Source organism: Pedobacter xixiisoli (assembly GCF_900215335.1).
In the GTDB taxonomy this organism is placed as follows: domain Bacteria; phylum Bacteroidota; class Bacteroidia; order Sphingobacteriales; family Sphingobacteriaceae; genus Pedobacter; species Pedobacter xixiisoli.
On the sequence record NZ_OCMT01000001.1, the window covers coordinates 444,884 to 460,691 of the forward strand.

Here is a 15,808-nt window from a genome sequence, read left to right on the forward strand (position 1 = left end):
AGTTTGTCACTCTGTTCAGCAATAGATAGGTTAAAAGTGCTTTGATAGAAGGCTATAGAACAGCAATATCTTCTACAGCTAAAGTAATAAAATTGATTTTTGGTATCATCACTTACTATTTTGAAACATATCTTGCAGTTTTTCCAGTTTCTAATTGTATGAGCTGTAAAACTTGATCGCCTGACAAAACACGCCTTTCGTAAGATGTGATCCTATACTCTGGAATGTCTAGTTTAAATACCGTATCGTTTTTAATGCTGTAGTCTTCGCTTTTAAAATTTAAGACGTCGGCAAATACAGCTCCTTCTGAGTACTTCCAAAAACCCACCTCTTTAATTTCTTCTTCTTTACTGTTGCAAGCAAATATCAATAAGAATAGCATAGGAATTAATAATTTAAGTCTATTCATGGTGAGTTTTTTTATTGTGTTTCCATCCAATCTGTATAAGTCATCTCAAACTTTATCTCTTTTTTGCCATGCATACCTGTTGGTTTCCAGCCAGCTTTATTGTAGAATACTTCGGCTCTAGTTTTTGGTGCAGTGCCTAGCCAAATTGTCTCTTCAGTTTTGCTGAAATACCAATTCAACATCACCTCATGTAGTTTTTTGCCAATGCCCAGCCTTTCAAAATCGGGATGTACAAATAATGCCCAAACATTATGCTCTTTTAGGTCCACTATAGAAAAACCAACGATGTTATTTTCGATTTCATAAACCCAGCCTTTGCCTTTTTCAGTTAAAAATAACTCACAATCTTCATCTGTCACCAAATTAGGATTGGATAAGGTATTCTCCTTTACTAGATTTCTTACAATTTGTATTTGTTTAATATCCTCAATTGATGCTTCTCTGATGCTCATTTAAAATTATTTAGACCTCATTGCTCTAATTAGTTTTTCGTTGCGTCTATCTGCTCTCGAGTTCTGCAAAGAAATAACTGCCCACACAGCTGCGGGTATCCATCCAATTAGGGTGATTTGTAAAATTAGGCAGATAATGCCTGTAAGTATTCTGCCACGAAGTAGAAATGAAATAAATGGGAAGAAAATGGCAATTAAGGTCATGTATTAAGAGTTGAGATGGTTTACAAATTGTTGGCGCTCGTTTGGAGTTAAGATGATTTTTTTATCGTTTACAGTTCTTAGCAGCACAGCGGTGTCTTTTCTGGTGGCGTACCAAGTCATTCTGCCTATCGATGTATTTGCAAAACCACCATAATAACCAAATAATCCGCCTACACCAAAAGTCCTTAATGCTCCATTCATAGTTTGCTCCTCTACCAGTTCTACACGCTCAATATCCACTCGTTTAATGCGAACATTTGTCAAGGGTCTACGTATCATAATTTCATCGGCAGTAATTATATAACCAGTTGGACTGAAAGCAAAAGCGAGCGTATAGATAAGCAACAAACCTACTGTAGTATAAATTGGCGTGGCATTTTCGGCATCTTTGATGATGGAGTATTGGCCACCAATAATCACAGCAAATAAAATGCTTACGCCAATGGTAACCACTAATGCTGTTTTATCTAATGAAGCTTTATAAATCATGTTGAAGCGTTTAAAGTGAAGCTTAATATAAGAAGAAAATAAATGTCTTAAAAGTGTTCACCACCTTATATTGTTATTAATTTCATCCTCAGTAAAGGATAATCTTTACCAAAATCGTCTTTCTCTGTTCTTTCGTAGGTTACGAAGCCTAATTTTTCGTAGAAGTTTTTAGCACTGATATTCTGTTCGTTCACATCAACTAATGTTGCTCCCCGCTTTGAAGTTGCAAATTGGATAAGTTGTTTTCCTAAGCCTTTTCCAATATAAGTTGGATCTAAAAACAGCATTTCTATTTTAGAATTGTGTAAGCCGATGAAACCAATGATTGTATCTTCATCTGTTAGACAAAACATATCCAAAATGCTAAAATCGTAGTCTTGGAGTAGGTCTCTTATTTCGATATAATCTGTAGGACTTAGAAAATGATGGGTAGCTAGAACAGACTTTTCCCAAACTGAAATGATTTGATTTTTGTATTTTCGCTTATATTTCTTGATTTGGAAATTCATTCGTCATACTGTTGTTTCTTAAGCTTTAGAAGTGAAAATACTGCTACTTTTTACTCAGTAAACAGCTGCTAATTAATACTTTATTTCAATATCTAACTGTCTGCCTTCGGCTAGGGCTTTTTTATCCATAGATGAGCCAACAGCAGCACCGATAGCCATACCAATAGGTAAACCTACTGCCATTAGCCCGATATTACCAATGCTTAAACCAAACGTTACACCAATAGGTAAACCAAATGCTGTAAATCCAAGTAACATCCAAAGGTTGCGATAGTGATTCTTTGGAGCAATTTTATGTGCTTTTTCTACTTGTTTTAAAATCGCTGTTTGCTCTTGTTTGATGAGCTTACGTAAATCATTTCCAACAAAAGATGATGCATTGATTCTCTCTACGCGTTCATTGATGAAAGTGATGGTTTCTGCAGGTAAATTCTTTTTAGATAGCTCGCTTAAAAGCGTGTCGAATTGAGCATAGTAAGTGCTTAATTTGAAATCGTTAGTAAGGTCTGGTCTTTGCTTTAAATCAATGATGCTCATATTGGTGCTCGTCGTTAATGTTTAGCTAAATTAATAAAAAAGCATATGCAAATGCTATTCTTGTTACTTAAGCTGCTTTACTTTTTTCCATTTCCTAATTCTATCCTTTGCATTTGTGAATGGCGAAGAAGTATTGAGCTGTATCATTTTTCCTAACGTCCATTTTTCATACCAAGGGGTTTCGTATAGTTCTCCAATAAAATTCAAAATGTTTCATAGAAGCAATTCAGCTGCTATATTGCCAAGCCTATGTTACCAGTCGTTATTTTTTCAGTCGTTTCCAATCTCTATCAAATAATATTTTTAGCTTGTTTTTGAAGTCGTCTCCAAAAACCTCTTTGGCTTCTGTTCCTTTGTCTAACTCAATTTCAAAAGTTGTAATTTCATCTGAATTGTCAAACTCTAAATTGTTATCACTGTCTTTTCCAACTGTCATAATTACTTTATCGGAACTTTTGATATACCTCCAATTATTTAGGTTGTAATTTGTTGGTGATATTTGTCTGAAATTGTTGCCAAATTTGTCTGAAATAAAAAGATATTGTGGGTCTTGGTCGGTCAGTTTTTTGTCTTTGTTGAAATCGTCTGTACGAACTGTATAAAAAATATGATTTGTTGTCTGTGAAATGTTGTCATTGTCGTCACTTCCAAACTTGTAATCGTAATTACCTACAATCATTTTTCTTTCACTCAATAAGTAGTATTCTTTAGTTTTTGAATTGTAAAAAATAATATTCCAATAGCCATGATTAGGCATTTCTTTGTAAGAAAGACTGCCACCTTCTCGCTCAGTTTCTCCCATAGATAATGGAAACATCAAAACTCCTGAACTGTCAATTTCAGAAAACGAGTTTGTCTGAATATTCAAGTTGTTTTTAGGGTCGTTAACAACCGCAAGACTGTCCGATGCAGAATTCCCTTTTTCTTGTTGTTGATTGTTATTTTGTCCACACGAAATAACGAGTGCCAAAATCAATAAATATATAAAATGTTTTGTCATAGTGATCGTTTTATGATGGCTGATAACGTTTCTGGGCTTTGCAAAGTGGCGGCACTTTAGCACAAAAGTTCAATAGAATTACTGCTGTTGAACCTTGTACAGATGTTTCATAGAAGCACTTCAGCCGCCATATTGCCAAACCGATGTTAGCGGTTTGTTGTTTTATTCAAGTGTTAATTTTCCGTCTTCTGATAAAATTGTTTTGCCGTCTTTTTCAATTTCAAGTATAATGTCTGGGGAACTTTCCTCGCCTATAATATTTCTGTAAACTTTGTATGTATAGTTTCCTTGAACAAAAGTAATAACGTGGTTTCCTCCACTTCCTTCAAACTCTAATTCTCCATCATTCAAAATAATGTCTGGTTTTGAAGTTTCTTTTTCACTTACTTTCCAGGAAGCATATCTGTATTTATCATTAGTAAGCTCATCAATTCTAATTAGATAATTTTTCGTTTTTATTTTGTAAGTCGGACTTTCAAAAGTTTTTAGTGAATTGTGTAAATTTTCCTTTTCCCTGTCTATCAAATCTTTTCTGAGTTTTTTTTCAAAATCACTTTGGTAGTTTACCGCTGTTATTATTCCATCAGAATTAGCCATCCATAAAACACCATTGTCTAACATAATTCCTCTCCAGCCTACTTCTGACCATTGTTCAATTTTTGAATTAGCAATCTTGTCAATAAGAATTTTGTCAAAAACTTCGCTAAATCTCTTATTAAATTCATTTTTGTTTTTAATGCTTGGAATTGGATATTGTCTTTCTAACGGAAAGCTAATAATGTCTGATATTTTGTCAACATTATTCGATTTGAACAACTCAATAACATTGTTGATGCTTTCTATTTTATCGTCAGCAAGTTTTTCATTGTCGTCAGGCTTCTCTTGTTTTAAAAGTTTGTCTTCTGTTTTAGCAGTCGGTTTTTCATTTGATGCTATTGTTGTTTTTGTTTCCGTTTGGTTACATCCGAAAATCAAAAGTCCAAATGTTAAAGCCATCAGTTTAATATGTTTCATTTCTATCGAATGTTCGTTGTTTGTGTGGCGTCATACAATGACCGCTAACTTATTTATAACCTTCATAAAATGGCGCCAATCCAACTAAATATTGTTGGCTTTACGCCACACGTATAAGGCTTTTTTGTGTTTAATCAAATATATCTTTTTAAATTATAAGTCGTCGAAGGGGATTTTAATATTCTTAATACTTATGTGCTTACGTGGGTGTGAATAATATTCAATAGCCAGTGATCAATTTTGATGAAGTATCATTAATCGCTAGTGTCTTATGAAATAATCAACAATCTTCCATAAGGATGGTTTTGACCTTATGAACAATTAAACCTATGACTAATGAACAAATGCCCCAATGAACTGAATAACCAACCAACTTTGCTGCTATGCCAGATTAGCTATTAACCTTTAATCATTAATAATTTATCATTAACCCTTAATCATTAAACAAATTCCTATTTTTGCAGAAATATTGACCCTATATTAATGAGTACAGCTACAAAATACAATCCACAAGAAACTGAAGACAAATGGTACAGCTATTGGTTGGAAAAGCGTTTTTTCCACTCAGAGCCAGACGAGCGTGAGCCTTATACTATCGTAATTCCTCCACCAAACGTAACGGGGGTGCTGCACATGGGCCACATGCTTAACAATACCATTCAGGATGTGTTGATACGTAAAGCTCGTATGCAGGGCAAAAATGCTTGCTGGGTACCGGGTACCGACCATGCTTCTATTGCTACAGAAGCAAAGGTTGTAGCCATGTTAAAGGAGCAGGGCATCAACAAAAAGGACCTTTCTCGTGAAGAGTTCTTGAAATATGCTTGGGAGTGGAAAGAGAAGTACGGCGGTATCATTTTAGAACAGTTAAAGAAACTAGGCGCCAGTTGCGACTGGGAAAGAACTCGTTTTACGATGGAAGAAGACCTTTCTGAAGCCGTAATTGATAGTTTTATTCACCTGTACAAAAAAGGTTTGATTTACCGTGGTTACCGTATGGTAAACTGGGACCCGCAGGGAAAAACCTCTATTTCTGATGAGGAGGTAATCCGTAAAGAAGTAAACTCGAAGTTGTATTATATCAAGTATTTTGTTAGTCAGAAAGACGGAAAGACGGAAAGCAATCTTTCGGACTTGCCGACTAATGACTTCCTGACTATAGCTACTACCCGTCCAGAAACGATTATGGCCGATGCGGCTATTTTTGTAAACCCGAACGACGAGCGTTTTAAACATTTGGTAGGTAAGAAAGTACTGATCCCGTTAATTAACCGCGAAATTGAGGTAATGGCGGATGAGTACGTAGACATGGAGTTTGGAACGGGCTGCTTAAAGGTAACCCCGGCACATGATACCAACGATTACGAGCTAGGTTTGAAATATAACTTAACGCCTTTCCTAGATATTTTAGACGATGATGCTAAACTGAATGAAAAAGCCGAAATTTTAGTTGGCGAAGATCGTTTTGTGGCTCGTAAGAAAATTGCCAAAATGCTCGAAGAGGCTGGTAATTTAGAAAAGGTAGAAGATTATAAATCGCAGGTTGGTTTTTCTGAACGTACCGATGCGGTAATAGAGCCTAAAGTATCGTTACAGTGGTTTGTGAAAATGAAAGAGTTTGCGCAACCTGCTTTAGATGATGTGGTGAATGGCGAAGTAAACTTAATTCCTAATAAATTCGAGAACACCTACAAGCATTGGATGGAGAATGTTCGCGATTGGAATATTTCTCGCCAGTTATGGTGGGGACAACGTATTCCGGCTTGGTATTTACCAGACGAAACGTTTGTAATTGCTAAAACTAGAGAAGGGGCTTTTGAGGAAGCGAAGCTGAAAAATCCTGATTTACAACCTTCAGACTTGAAACAAGACGAAGATGTAATGGATACTTGGTTCTCGTCTTGGTTATGGCCAATCTCTGTGTTCGATGGTTTTAAAAATCCTGATAACAAGGATTTTAACTACTACTATCCAACCAACGATTTAGTGACTGCACCGGAGATTTTATTCTTTTGGGTAGCACGTATGATCATGGCTGGTCGTGAGTTTACGGGCAAAAAACCTTTCACTAACGTATATCTAACAGGTATCGTTCGTGATAAGTTGGGCCGTAAGATGTCTAAATCGTTAGGTAACTCACCAGACCCAATTGGTTTGATTGATAAATACGGAGCCGATGGTGTTCGGGTAGGGATGTTAATGTCGAGCCCAGCTGGTAACGATTTAATGTTTGATGAATCTTACTGCGAACAAGGCAGAAACTTCGCCAGCAAAATCTGGAATGCTTTCCGTTTGGTAAAAGGATGGGAAACTGATGCAAATTTAGCTAACCCTAACCAGCAGGCTATCGCTTGGTTTGAAAGTCGTTTTAGCGAAGCATTGGTAGAAATTGAACATAACTTTAAGCAGTACCGTTTATCTGAAGCTTTAATGGCTACCTATAAATTGGTGTGGGACGATTTCTGTGCTTGGTACCTAGAAATGGTTAAACCAGCGTATCAGCAACCTGTTGATGCGGCTACCAAAGCAGCTACGGTAGCTTTCTTCGAGCAGATTTTGAAGTTATTGCATCCGTTTATGCCTTTCTTAACCGAAGAGCTTTACCACGATGAATTGTTTGGCGAGCGTACGGAGATGGATTGCTGTATAGTAGCCGATTATCCGACAATAGGGGCGATAAACGAAGCTTTATTGAAAGATGCTGAATTAGTGAAAGGTTTGGTTTCGGAAATTAGAAATGTTAGAAATACCCGTCAGATCTCTCCGAAAGAAGCTTTAGAATTGAGTATTAAAGTAAATTCTGAGGTTGATTATACCACTTGGTTAAACATTGTTTACAAACTAGCTAACGTAAGCAAAGCTGATTTTGTAATTGATAAGATTGTAGGGGCAGCTAGCTTTATGGTAGGTAAGGATGAGTTTTTTATCCCGTTAAGCCAAAACGTAGATGCTGATGCAGAGAAAGAACGTTTAACCAAAGAATTACAATACCTAGAAGGTTTCTTAAAATCGGTAGACGCAAAGTTGAGCAACGAACGTTTTGTGCAAAATGCAAAACCAGAAATCATTGAAAATGAGCGCAACAAAAAAGCAGATGCGGAGTCGAAAATTACGATCATTAAGGAAAGCTTAGCAGCGTTGTAGGTCTTAAGTTACGGGTTGCGAGTTATAAGTAATAAGTAACATGTCGCATTTTAGATAACGTGCACTATTTAAATCCTTTCAGTTTACGCTGAAAGGATTTTTTTATTGTCCAGTTGGTATAGAGAGATGCCTATATTAAACTTTGCTGTTCTCTCCCTTCCAGGGAGAGATGGCATAGCCAGAGAGGGTTCTAAGGGTTTCTCATATGTAATTAGGAGAGTATATGTTTTTAATTTGACCCTCTCTGCCCTTTGGGCATCTCTCCCTTTCAGGGAGAGAGTGTAGCAATATGCCTATATTAAACTTTGCTTTTCTCTCCCTTCCAGGGAGAGATGGCGTAGCCAGAGAGGGTTTTATAAATTACATTATACTTCTGTTTTCCCTAAAAGACAGATAGTAGCGACATGTACTATATTAAACTTTGCTATTCTCTCCCTTTCAGGGAGAGATGGCGCAGCCAGAGAGGGTTTGAAAATTATTGTATTAATTTATTTAATAGTAAATTTAGGTATCAACCTAAAACCTATGGATGCCAAATCATTTCGAAAGGAACTGCGTAAAAATCAAACTTCTGCTGAAAACTCATTTTGGAATTTAGTTAGAGCAAATAAATTTTTAAATCTAAAGTTTAGGCGACAACATACCGTAGATAAGTATACTGTTGATTTTCATTGCCCTAGATTAAATTTGATTATAGAATTAGACGGAAGTGTCCATCAAAACTTAGGACAATCTTTGTACGATGAGCAAAGGGATTCCTGCTTAAAAGCCAAAGGTTATCACCTAATTAGATTAGATAATGATGCGGTGCTAAATTATCCAGAAGTAGTGTTAGAATACTTGAAAGAGATTATTGAAGAGGGAAAGTTGTTACGGTAGTTTTGACCCTCTCTGCCCTTTGGGCATCTCTCCCTTTCAGGGAGAGAGTGTAGCGATATGCCTATATTAAATTTTGCTGTTCTCTCCCTTTCAGGGAGAGATGGCGTAGCCAGAGAGGGTTTTATAAATATACTATGCTTTGGTTTTTCCTAAAAGACAGATAGTGGCAACACATACTCTATGCAGCTTGGCTGTTCTCTCCCTGAAAGGGAGAGGTGGCGCAGTCAGAGAGGTCTCAAAATTCACTAGTTTTGCTTCTTTTTTTCTACTGTACTTTCAACTCATAACCCAAAAACCAGCAACCCACTCTCCAAACGTATCAACCCTTTTACAAGCAAAACATCGTTTTTAATACAAAACTTTCTTTCTTTATAATCACAAACAAAAACGCCGAGTATGAGAAGATTTTTCCTGTTTTTTGTGGCTGCAGCAGCAGTATCTTGCAGCAACAACCAAACGAAAGAAGCACCAGTAGCTTCAAATATCTTTATAGAACAAAAAGTATCAGAGTTTGTAGCCCAACATCCAGAATGGACCAGCGGAGACAATACCAACGAAGAAATTACAGATAAGTTTCAACACGAAGTGAAACGATGGAGTAACGAACAAGATTTTCTGAAAGAAATGCCTTTGCAATTAAAGTCAATTAGAGACACCACTTTAAGTGGACAAGATTTCAAGCTAGGTACTTTCGCAGGATATAATGATAACACTCGTCCATCGGGTTCGGTATTAAACTATATCCAAGTAAATGTTGATGGTATATTGCCTCCTGATATTTCACAACAAGTGAAAATAGACGGTAAATATACATTAGAAGCCATGTTGTACAAACAGGGAAGCCGTAAAGATGTAAAGTTAATTAACGTTGCCGATTTTAGAGGTTACGATTTGGGAAGATATGTATTTTCTATCGTAAAGGTAAAGCCAATAGAGACTAAGTAGTAGCTTTTTCTTCTAAATGCTTAATCATACCTTTTAACATGGTATGTACAATAGGCCTATGAAAAGGCTTAACCGGAAAAAAATATAATCGCCCTAACCAACTGTGAAACTTAATTACAGTGCTAATGGTTAGGGTTTTTTCATGGGCGTTATTTTCATTTGCTTTCAGATAAAGCGAAATCCTGAAATCTAAATACTTATTTTCTACTTTTGAGCCAAATATGATGAAGATGAGGAGTTTAAAATTGATGGTGCTGACATTAACGCTTATGACGATGAACCTACTAAATTCAAAAGCACAAACCGTTGATGTCAGTAAGTTAAAACCTGCTAGCCGTACAGATACTTCGTTTGTGGTTGGCATTGGAGATACTCAATCTTATTTGCCAATAACTATCTTTAAAGGAAAGGAAAAAGGACCTGTTTTTACCATAGTTGCTGGCATTCATGGTTACGAATATCCTCCTATTGTCGCCGTGCAAGAGCTAATTAATGAGATAGATGTACAGACTTTGAAAGGAACACTCATCGTATTGCCGATGGCTAATGTCGGTGCTTTCTACGGACGTACACCATTTTTAAATCCGTTAGACGGTAAAAACTTAAATAATGCTTTTCCAGGTAGCGCCAACGGAACAGTAACAGAACAGATTGCCCATTTAATCAGTACGGTAATTATTCCGCAGTCGGATGTGTTCTTAGATATTCATGCTGGAGATGCAAATGAAGATTTATTGCCGTTTGTGTGTTATTACAACAATACATCAACCCCAAAACAAACAGCTTTGGCAAGAACGTTGTCTTTGGCCTCTGGCTTCGAGTATGTAGTTGCTTATCCATATACTTTAACCGAAACTGAACCTGCAAAATATGCTTTTAAACAGGCCACGCAGAAAGGAATTACGGCTTTAAGTTTTGAAGCTGGTAAGTTGGGCAATGTACAAATTGACCAAGTGCGGGCGATTAAAGTAGGGGTTTATAGCCTATTGTCGCATTTGAAGATGCAGCCGTTGAAAAATATAAGTAAGGTCAAAACCATCAGTTTAAATAGCCAAGCTTATATTAAAGTGCCACAAAGTGGATTGTTTTATAGCAAGCTAAAAGCTGGAGATAAGGTTAAAAAAGGGGAGAAGCTAGGTTATATCTCCAATGAGTTTGGTACTAAGCTAGAAGATGTTGTTTCAACCGCTGACGGTATCATTTTGTACAAAGTTGGTACACCACCGGTAAATAAAGGTGAGACTTTGTTTTGTATTGGATATTAATTCACCCACTTTAAGTTGTTTTTGTGCTCTACGTCATTCCCGCTTACGCGGGAATCTTAACGAGTTAGAAGGGGAAATAACTATCGTATTAAGATTAGCGAAGTTACTTCAACTTCGTTATCTACTTTAACCTCTCCAATCTGCCTTTTCGTTTCACTAAGTTTTTGTAATCCCATTGGATATCTTTAGCTTTTGCTAACCAACGTTTTAAATCTTCTACATTTACTTCTTCTACGGAAGTATAACGTGCTTCAGCTGCTTTAAACTTGCCTTCAATTTGTAAGTTTTCTTCTTCGAAAGACTGTCCGCTCCAAAACAGCAAACGTACACTATCTTTTAGCTTACTATAACCAACAATGGGGTTGCCATCTAAAAACCAAACAGGGTGTGCATGCCATAGCTTATTTTCCGCTTCGGGCAAATTAGTATCTATAGTTGCAGCTAATAAATTGCAAATTGCTTTGTCGCTACTTAGCTGTGCATCGTTGTAAGATTGAATTTCTGCTTGCATACTTATGCTTTAGGTTGATTTAGAAACTCATCTGTAAAGTGTATTTCCTGCTGTGGTTGTGCAAACTTACCATCGTTATAAGCTTGTGATTGGCCTTTTGGAATAGAAAGTGAATTCCAACTTCCATTGGTTAGCATTTTGCCTAACATCACAATCTGTCCGATATGGTATGGATAGTGCGCCAATTGCCTGTTGATCGCTGCTATTACCGTATGTCCTTCGTTACGGATGTAAACGATAATGTTTAAATCATTGTCAGTTAGGTTGTTAATTTCGTTAAGTAAACAATCCCAACCCTCATTCCATATTTTAATCAGCTCCTCTTTCTTGGCCGATTGGGGTTCAAATTCTAAGTCTCTGTTTCTCCACGCTTTCTCACCATCAGAAGTGAGGAAATCAGTGAAACGTGAACGCATATTATTAGAAAGGTGGCTGATAATCATGGCAATGCTGTTGCTATCATCATTGTACTGCCAATGAAAAGCCTCCTCGTTAATTTGCAGAAAGGTTTTGTCGGCAAGCATTTTATAATACTGAAATTGCTTTTTAATGCTTTCAAGGTAATCGTTGCTCATTTTGGTTGTTTTGTGATTTAAAGATAGGGATTATTTACAATTCTCTCTTTGTGTCACTTGGCGGATACTTTTAAAACTTTACGGTTAATTTTTACCGCAAAGAAATAAAGAGTAATGCTAAGGTCGCGAAGTTTTAAGAGGTCTCTTTTGTTTTCTAAACCTGATAGCAGCGGATCCCGATTTTTAATCGGGAGGAGCGAATAGCAGGACTTTCGGTAAAAAAGAGTTGCAGGTTTTGCTTTTCAGATAAAATAAACATTAAGGAGTTAAGGAAAATTAAGTTTTTATACATATTCGATCTTAATGCATCTTCATTTCTTAATGTTTAGCAATTTCTTAAACGTTTTACAATCAAATTTTACTTTTCGAAAAAGAATAATACCTTTGCACCATCAATAAGGGGTGCCTTGTTTTGTAAGAAACACAAATAAAGGCTGAGATCATACCCATTTTAAAGGTGAAAGGTATAAGGTGTAAGGTTTTAGGGCAGGCGTGTTGCCAATCTAAAATCGTAAATCTAAAATCGTAAATCCTTTAAATGCACCTGATCCAGGTAATGCTGGCGTAGGGATGGTTTATGAAGTTTAACTAATGTCGGGCGTAACCCCTACAACCGATGGGTTTAACTAAAAAACAACAATAAGTTGAAAAAATTAAGATTTGCAGTTTTGGCTGCATTGCTGTGTCCGTTTTTGGCGTTGGCACAGTTCAAGATTTCTGGAAAAGTATCCGGAACTAATGGAAATGCTTTGTCGGGAGCGAGTGTAAAATTAAAAAATCAGGGTTTTACTGCCGGAAGTAATGCCAATGGTATTTACGAATTAAGTAATTTACCTGCGGGTAGCTATACCGTGGTGGTGAGTTACCTAGGCTACGCCACACAAGAGAAGAAAGTAATAGTTAATGCAAATGCGGTAGCAGATTTCACTTTGCAACAACTGTCTTTCGTAGCTGATGAAGTAGTAGTGAGTGCCACTAGGGTAGCTAAAAATGCTGCTTTCACCTACAAAAATTTAAGCAAGGCAGATTTAGACAAAACCAATCAGGGACAGGATTTGCCTTACTTATTGAATCAAACTCCTTCGGTGGTGGTAACTTCTGATGCTGGTGCTGGTGTAGGTTACACAGGTATCCGTATTAGAGGTAGCGATGCCACACGTATCAATGTTACTTTAAATGGTATTCCATTAAATGATGCTGAAAGTCAAGGTAGTTTCTTTATCAATTTACCAGATTTGGCTTCTTCGGTAGATAATATTCAAATCCAACGCGGTGTGGGTACTTCTACCAATGGTGCAGGTGCTTTCGGGGCAAGTTTGAATATCCAAACTACCACTAGAAAAGATTCTGCTTATGCAGAGTTGAACAATACTTACGGTTCTTTCGAAACTTGGAGAAACACTGTAAGCGCAGGAACTGGTTTAATCAATAATAAGTTTAGTTTCGATGCTCGTTTATCGCGTATTAAATCTGACGGCTATGTAGATAGAGCATCTTCAGATTTGAAATCGTTCTTTGTAACTGGTGCTTATTACGGTAAAAATGATATTTTACGTGTTAACGTTTTCAGTGGTACAGAAAAAACTTACCAAGCTTGGAATGGCATCAGTAGAGAGATGATGGAAACCAATCGTAGATACAATAGCTTTACGTACGATAACCAAACAGATAACTATCAACAAGACCATTACCAATTGTTTTATACCCGTAATATCAGTAAACAATTAGTAGCTAACGCTGCTTTGCATTATACTTATGGCAGAGGTTATTACGAAGAGTTTAAAGAAGCTCAAAAATTATCAAAGTATAAAATTGATCCAGTTGTGGTTAAAGACCCAGCTACAGATAACATAGTTACATTTTATGATACGTCTGATTTGGTTCGTCGTTTATGGTTAGATAATGATTTCTACGGTACCACTTATTCTCTAGCCTACACTCCTGCAAATAACTTGAACTTTACCTTGGGTGGTGCTTATAACCGTTATGAAGGTAAACACTTTGATGAAGTAGTTTGGGCGCAATTTGCAAATTACAATGGTGCCGCTTCTATGCGTCACAGATATGATGATAACGATGCTTTCAAAAGTGATTTCAATATTTTTGGTAGGTTAAGCTATCAATTAGATAAATTGAATATTTATGCAGATTTACAATATCGTAATGTATTTTACTCTTTCTACGGAAGGGTAGATGCTAGTAGTTTTGCACAACAAAATGCTCGCTTAGAGTTTTTCAACCCTAAATTTGGTTTAACTTATAACTTAACGGATCAAAGTAATGTTTACGCATCTGTTGCTGTAGGTAATAAAGAACCTAATAGAAGAGATTTTGTAGATTCAAACACTGGTACTCGTCCTGAACACGAAAATTTAACAGATATTGAATTCGGTTACCGTACACAGCAAGGTGATTTTAATATAGGTGCAAACGGTTTTGCCATGCTTTACAAAAATCAGTTAATTAATACAGGTAAATTAAATGAAGTTGGCGGACAAACCCGTCAGAATGTGCCAGATAGTTACCGTATTGGTTTAGAGTTAGATGCTCGCTGGCAAATTGTAAAGAACTTTTCATGGACAGCAACGGCAACCTTAAGTCAGAGCAAAATTAAAAACTTTACCGAATTCGTTTATGATGATGATGAAAACAGAGCTGGCGAATTTCTAACTTTCGATTACAGTAATACCAATATCGCTTATTCGCCACGTTTTATAGGTTCAAATGAATTTGCATACACTTATAAAAACGCAGGTATCGCCTTGGTAAGCAAGTATGTGGGTGAGCAGAATTTAGATAATACTGGTGGTAAAGATGAAAACGGTAACGTTGTTCGTGTGTTAGATGCTTTCTTTATCAACGATATCCGTTTAACTTATAATGTAAAAGCGTTAGGCATTAAAAACATTGGTTTAAATTTCTTGGTAAACAACATTTTTAATGTACGTTATGCAGCTAACGGCGGCAGTGGTGCTTACTTAACTGACCGTGAATTTGGTAGATACGAGTACTTCTATCCACAGGCTACACGTAACTTCTTGTTAAGTTTGAACTTTAAGTTTTAAATAGTACTTGTCACATTGAGCTTGTCGAAATGTCTTCCAAAAGGCTTCGACAAGCTCAGCCTGACAAGCGTTTTTAAAATCCTACAAGAAATTTCTCTACTATCGCTGCTTTAATGGTTGCAACAAATATTCTAAGCCATTCAGCTTAATCTCGTAGAGTGTTGCCAATAACATCCCTAATTTTCCAGCCGGAAAGCCCTTGCTTTGATACCATACCAAGTAATGTTCAGGTATGTCGCACAAAACCCAACCTTTATATTTACCATAAGGCATTTTCATTACAACAAGTTCTTTCAGTAATTCTGGGTTCATGCGTTAAAGATAACTTTTTTTGAAAAGCAATTACAGTATTTCAATTGAAGTGAGTCCCGTTTTTCGTTTCAATCTTTTTGTTTTCTCATTCCGTCATTTCGAACGTAGAGAGAAATCTGTTCTATAGAAACAGTTAACTTTGAGATTTCTCTCTACGTTCGAAATGACGCCCCAAAAAGTATTTCCACTTCAAGCGGGTTTAGGATGCAAAATTTGTGCAACTATTTAAATTTGCAAAACGTTTAAGTTATTGGCTTTTGCTAATGTTGGATTGCAAAATGCTTCGTTTTTTAGTATCTTCGATTAGATATTTATCGCAATGGAATCGAAAAAACGTAAAATGGCAATGGTGTCGAATAAAGTTAACATGTTAACTCATGACCAAGGATTTGAGGATTTGCAGTATTGGCTAACTAAGTCTCCAATTGAGCGTCTCGCTTGCGTTACTTATCTTGTAAAACAATATCACAGCAAGCCATTAAGGATGGACAAGACAAA

At 36.5% G+C, this 15,808-nt stretch carries 18 protein-coding genes; 5 read left to right on the forward strand and 13 right to left on the reverse strand.

Annotation, left to right across the window (positions count from 1 at the left end; translation table 11 throughout):
* Nucleotides 1–115: 115 nt before the first annotated feature.
* From CRO54_RS01820 to CRO54_RS01860, 9 genes are all read right to left on the reverse strand, one after another.
* Nucleotides 116–409, reverse strand: coding sequence for a hypothetical protein (locus tag CRO54_RS01820; protein ID WP_138765727.1), 294 nt, complete (start codon nucleotides 407–409; stop codon nucleotides 116–118).
* 11 nt (nucleotides 410–420) lie between these two features.
* Entirely contained in the window at nucleotides 421–861 is a 441-nt protein-coding gene (locus CRO54_RS01825) for a GNAT family N-acetyltransferase (RefSeq protein WP_097128024.1), read from the reverse strand.
* Between the two features lie 6 nt (nucleotides 862–867).
* Entirely contained in the window at nucleotides 868–1,065 is a 198-nt protein-coding gene (locus CRO54_RS01830; protein WP_097128026.1) for a YqaE/Pmp3 family membrane protein, read from the reverse strand.
* A 3-nt stretch (nucleotides 1,066–1,068) separates the two neighbouring features.
* The gene (locus tag CRO54_RS01835; protein WP_097128028.1) at nucleotides 1,069–1,554 is read right to left on the reverse strand and encodes a PH domain-containing protein; all 486 of its coding nucleotides are present in this window, start codon (nucleotides 1,552–1,554) and stop codon (nucleotides 1,069–1,071) included.
* A gap of 65 nt (nucleotides 1,555–1,619) precedes the next feature.
* On the reverse strand, nucleotides 1,620–2,063 hold the full coding sequence (locus tag CRO54_RS01840; RefSeq protein WP_097128031.1) for a GNAT family N-acetyltransferase: 444 nt from the start codon (nucleotides 2,061–2,063) through the stop codon (nucleotides 1,620–1,622).
* Nucleotides 2,064–2,135: 72 nt separating this feature from the next.
* Nucleotides 2,136–2,600 carry a hypothetical protein gene (locus tag CRO54_RS01845; RefSeq protein ID WP_097128034.1) on the reverse strand — a complete coding sequence of 155 codons (465 nt, stop codon included), beginning with the start codon at nucleotides 2,598–2,600 and terminating at the stop codon, nucleotides 2,136–2,138.
* A 63-nt stretch (nucleotides 2,601–2,663) separates the two neighbouring features.
* The gene (locus tag CRO54_RS21775) at nucleotides 2,664–2,807 is read right to left on the reverse strand and encodes a ClbS/DfsB family four-helix bundle protein (RefSeq protein ID WP_276329155.1); all 144 of its coding nucleotides are present in this window, start codon (nucleotides 2,805–2,807) and stop codon (nucleotides 2,664–2,666) included.
* 55 nt (nucleotides 2,808–2,862) lie between these two features.
* Nucleotides 2,863–3,600 carry a hypothetical protein gene (locus CRO54_RS01855; RefSeq protein WP_138765728.1) on the reverse strand — a complete coding sequence of 246 codons (738 nt, stop codon included), beginning with the start codon at nucleotides 3,598–3,600 and terminating at the stop codon, nucleotides 2,863–2,865.
* 162 nt (nucleotides 3,601–3,762) lie between these two features.
* Nucleotides 3,763–4,614: a hypothetical protein gene (locus CRO54_RS01860; protein WP_205943937.1), complete on the reverse strand. Its 852-nt coding sequence runs from the start codon at nucleotides 4,612–4,614 to the stop codon at nucleotides 3,763–3,765.
* A 483-nt stretch (nucleotides 4,615–5,097) separates the two neighbouring features.
* Here CRO54_RS01860 and CRO54_RS01865 point away from each other — a divergent pair, with 483 nt between their 5' ends.
* The 3 genes from CRO54_RS01865 to CRO54_RS01875 all read left to right on the forward strand — a co-directional run bounded on the left by CRO54_RS01865 (nucleotide 5,098) and on the right by CRO54_RS01875 (nucleotide 9,582).
* Nucleotides 5,098–7,758, forward strand: a complete 2,661-nt coding sequence (locus tag CRO54_RS01865) for a valine--tRNA ligase (protein ID WP_097128038.1) — start codon at nucleotides 5,098–5,100, stop codon at nucleotides 7,756–7,758.
* Between the two features lie 525 nt (nucleotides 7,759–8,283).
* Nucleotides 8,284–8,637: an endonuclease domain-containing protein gene (locus tag CRO54_RS01870; protein ID WP_097128041.1), complete on the forward strand. Its 354-nt coding sequence runs from the start codon at nucleotides 8,284–8,286 to the stop codon at nucleotides 8,635–8,637.
* Nucleotides 8,638–9,033: 396 nt separating this feature from the next.
* Nucleotides 9,034–9,582 (forward strand): hypothetical protein, encoded by a 549-nt coding sequence (locus CRO54_RS01875; RefSeq protein ID WP_097128043.1) that lies wholly within the window; start codon nucleotides 9,034–9,036, stop codon nucleotides 9,580–9,582.
* On the opposite strand, the gene CRO54_RS21675 is transcribed toward CRO54_RS01875, so the two are convergent.
* Complete coding sequence (locus tag CRO54_RS21675) at nucleotides 9,575–9,946, reverse strand: DUF2867 domain-containing protein (protein ID WP_097128045.1); 372 nt, start codon at nucleotides 9,944–9,946, stop codon at nucleotides 9,575–9,577. The two genes, CRO54_RS01875 and CRO54_RS21675, sit on opposite strands and share 8 nt — an antisense overlap.
* On the opposite strand from CRO54_RS21675, the gene CRO54_RS01885 reads away from it, so the two are divergent.
* On the forward strand, nucleotides 9,858–10,847 hold the full coding sequence (locus CRO54_RS01885; RefSeq protein ID WP_240774990.1) for a succinylglutamate desuccinylase/aspartoacylase family protein: 990 nt from the start codon (nucleotides 9,858–9,860) through the stop codon (nucleotides 10,845–10,847). The two genes, CRO54_RS21675 and CRO54_RS01885, sit on opposite strands and share 89 nt — an antisense overlap.
* A 121-nt stretch (nucleotides 10,848–10,968) precedes the next feature.
* Here CRO54_RS01885 and CRO54_RS01890 read toward each other — a convergent pair whose 3' ends face one another.
* Together CRO54_RS01890 and CRO54_RS01895 are read right to left on the reverse strand one after the other, a co-directional pair.
* A complete protein-coding gene (locus CRO54_RS01890) occupies nucleotides 10,969–11,358 on the reverse strand; it encodes a DUF1801 domain-containing protein (protein ID WP_097128049.1) in 390 nt (129 codons plus the stop codon).
* Between the two features lie 2 nt (nucleotides 11,359–11,360).
* Nucleotides 11,361–11,933, reverse strand: coding sequence for a DUF1572 family protein (locus CRO54_RS01895; RefSeq protein ID WP_097128051.1), 573 nt, complete (start codon nucleotides 11,931–11,933; stop codon nucleotides 11,361–11,363).
* A 644-nt stretch (nucleotides 11,934–12,577) separates the two neighbouring features.
* Between CRO54_RS01895 and CRO54_RS01900 the strand changes: the two genes are divergently transcribed.
* Nucleotides 12,578–14,998 carry a TonB-dependent receptor gene (locus tag CRO54_RS01900; RefSeq protein ID WP_097128053.1) on the forward strand — a complete coding sequence of 807 codons (2,421 nt, stop codon included), beginning with the start codon at nucleotides 12,578–12,580 and terminating at the stop codon, nucleotides 14,996–14,998.
* A 99-nt stretch (nucleotides 14,999–15,097) separates the two neighbouring features.
* Here the strand turns inward: CRO54_RS01900 and CRO54_RS01905 are convergent, their stop codons facing one another.
* Entirely contained in the window at nucleotides 15,098–15,310 is a 213-nt protein-coding gene (locus CRO54_RS01905) for a DUF3820 family protein (RefSeq protein WP_097128054.1), read from the reverse strand.
* Between the last annotated feature and the right edge of the window lie 498 nt (nucleotides 15,311–15,808).

Excerpts from the sequence above, each read along its gene's own strand:
- CRO54_RS01875 (WP_097128043.1), top strand. The coding sequence starts at position 9,034 with ATGAGAAGATTTTTCCTGTTTTTTGTGGCTGCAGCAGCAGTATCTTGC.
- CRO54_RS01885 (WP_240774990.1), top strand. The coding sequence starts at position 9,858 with ATGAACCTACTAAATTCAAAAGCACAAACCGTTGATGTCAGTAAGTTA.
- CRO54_RS01840 (WP_097128031.1), bottom strand. The coding sequence starts at position 2,063 with ATGAATTTCCAAATCAAGAAATATAAGCGAAAATACAAAAATCAAATC.
- CRO54_RS21675 (WP_097128045.1), bottom strand. The coding sequence starts at position 9,946 with ATGCCAACCACAAACGAAGTATCTGTACGGCTAGCAGGTTTTAACTTA.
- CRO54_RS01870 (WP_097128041.1), top strand. The coding sequence starts at position 8,284 with ATGGATGCCAAATCATTTCGAAAGGAACTGCGTAAAAATCAAACTTCT.
- CRO54_RS01895 (WP_097128051.1), bottom strand. The coding sequence starts at position 11,933 with ATGAGCAACGATTACCTTGAAAGCATTAAAAAGCAATTTCAGTATTAT.
- CRO54_RS01830 (WP_097128026.1), bottom strand. The coding sequence starts at position 1,065 with ATGACCTTAATTGCCATTTTCTTCCCATTTATTTCATTTCTACTTCGT.
- CRO54_RS01825 (WP_097128024.1), bottom strand. The coding sequence starts at position 861 with ATGAGCATCAGAGAAGCATCAATTGAGGATATTAAACAAATACAAATT.
- CRO54_RS01845 (WP_097128034.1), bottom strand. The coding sequence starts at position 2,600 with ATGAGCATCATTGATTTAAAGCAAAGACCAGACCTTACTAACGATTTC.
- CRO54_RS01890 (WP_097128049.1), bottom strand. The coding sequence starts at position 11,358 with ATGCAAGCAGAAATTCAATCTTACAACGATGCACAGCTAAGTAGCGAC.
- CRO54_RS01860 (WP_205943937.1), bottom strand. The coding sequence starts at position 4,614 with ATGAAACATATTAAACTGATGGCTTTAACATTTGGACTTTTGATTTTC.
- CRO54_RS01820 (WP_138765727.1), bottom strand. The coding sequence starts at position 409 with ATGAATAGACTTAAATTATTAATTCCTATGCTATTCTTATTGATATTT.
- CRO54_RS01905 (WP_097128054.1), bottom strand. The coding sequence starts at position 15,310 with ATGAACCCAGAATTACTGAAAGAACTTGTTGTAATGAAAATGCCTTAT.
- CRO54_RS01855 (WP_138765728.1), bottom strand. The coding sequence starts at position 3,600 with ATGACAAAACATTTTATATATTTATTGATTTTGGCACTCGTTATTTCG.
- CRO54_RS01835 (WP_097128028.1), bottom strand. The coding sequence starts at position 1,554 with ATGATTTATAAAGCTTCATTAGATAAAACAGCATTAGTGGTTACCATT.
- CRO54_RS01865 (WP_097128038.1), top strand. The coding sequence starts at position 5,098 with ATGAGTACAGCTACAAAATACAATCCACAAGAAACTGAAGACAAATGG.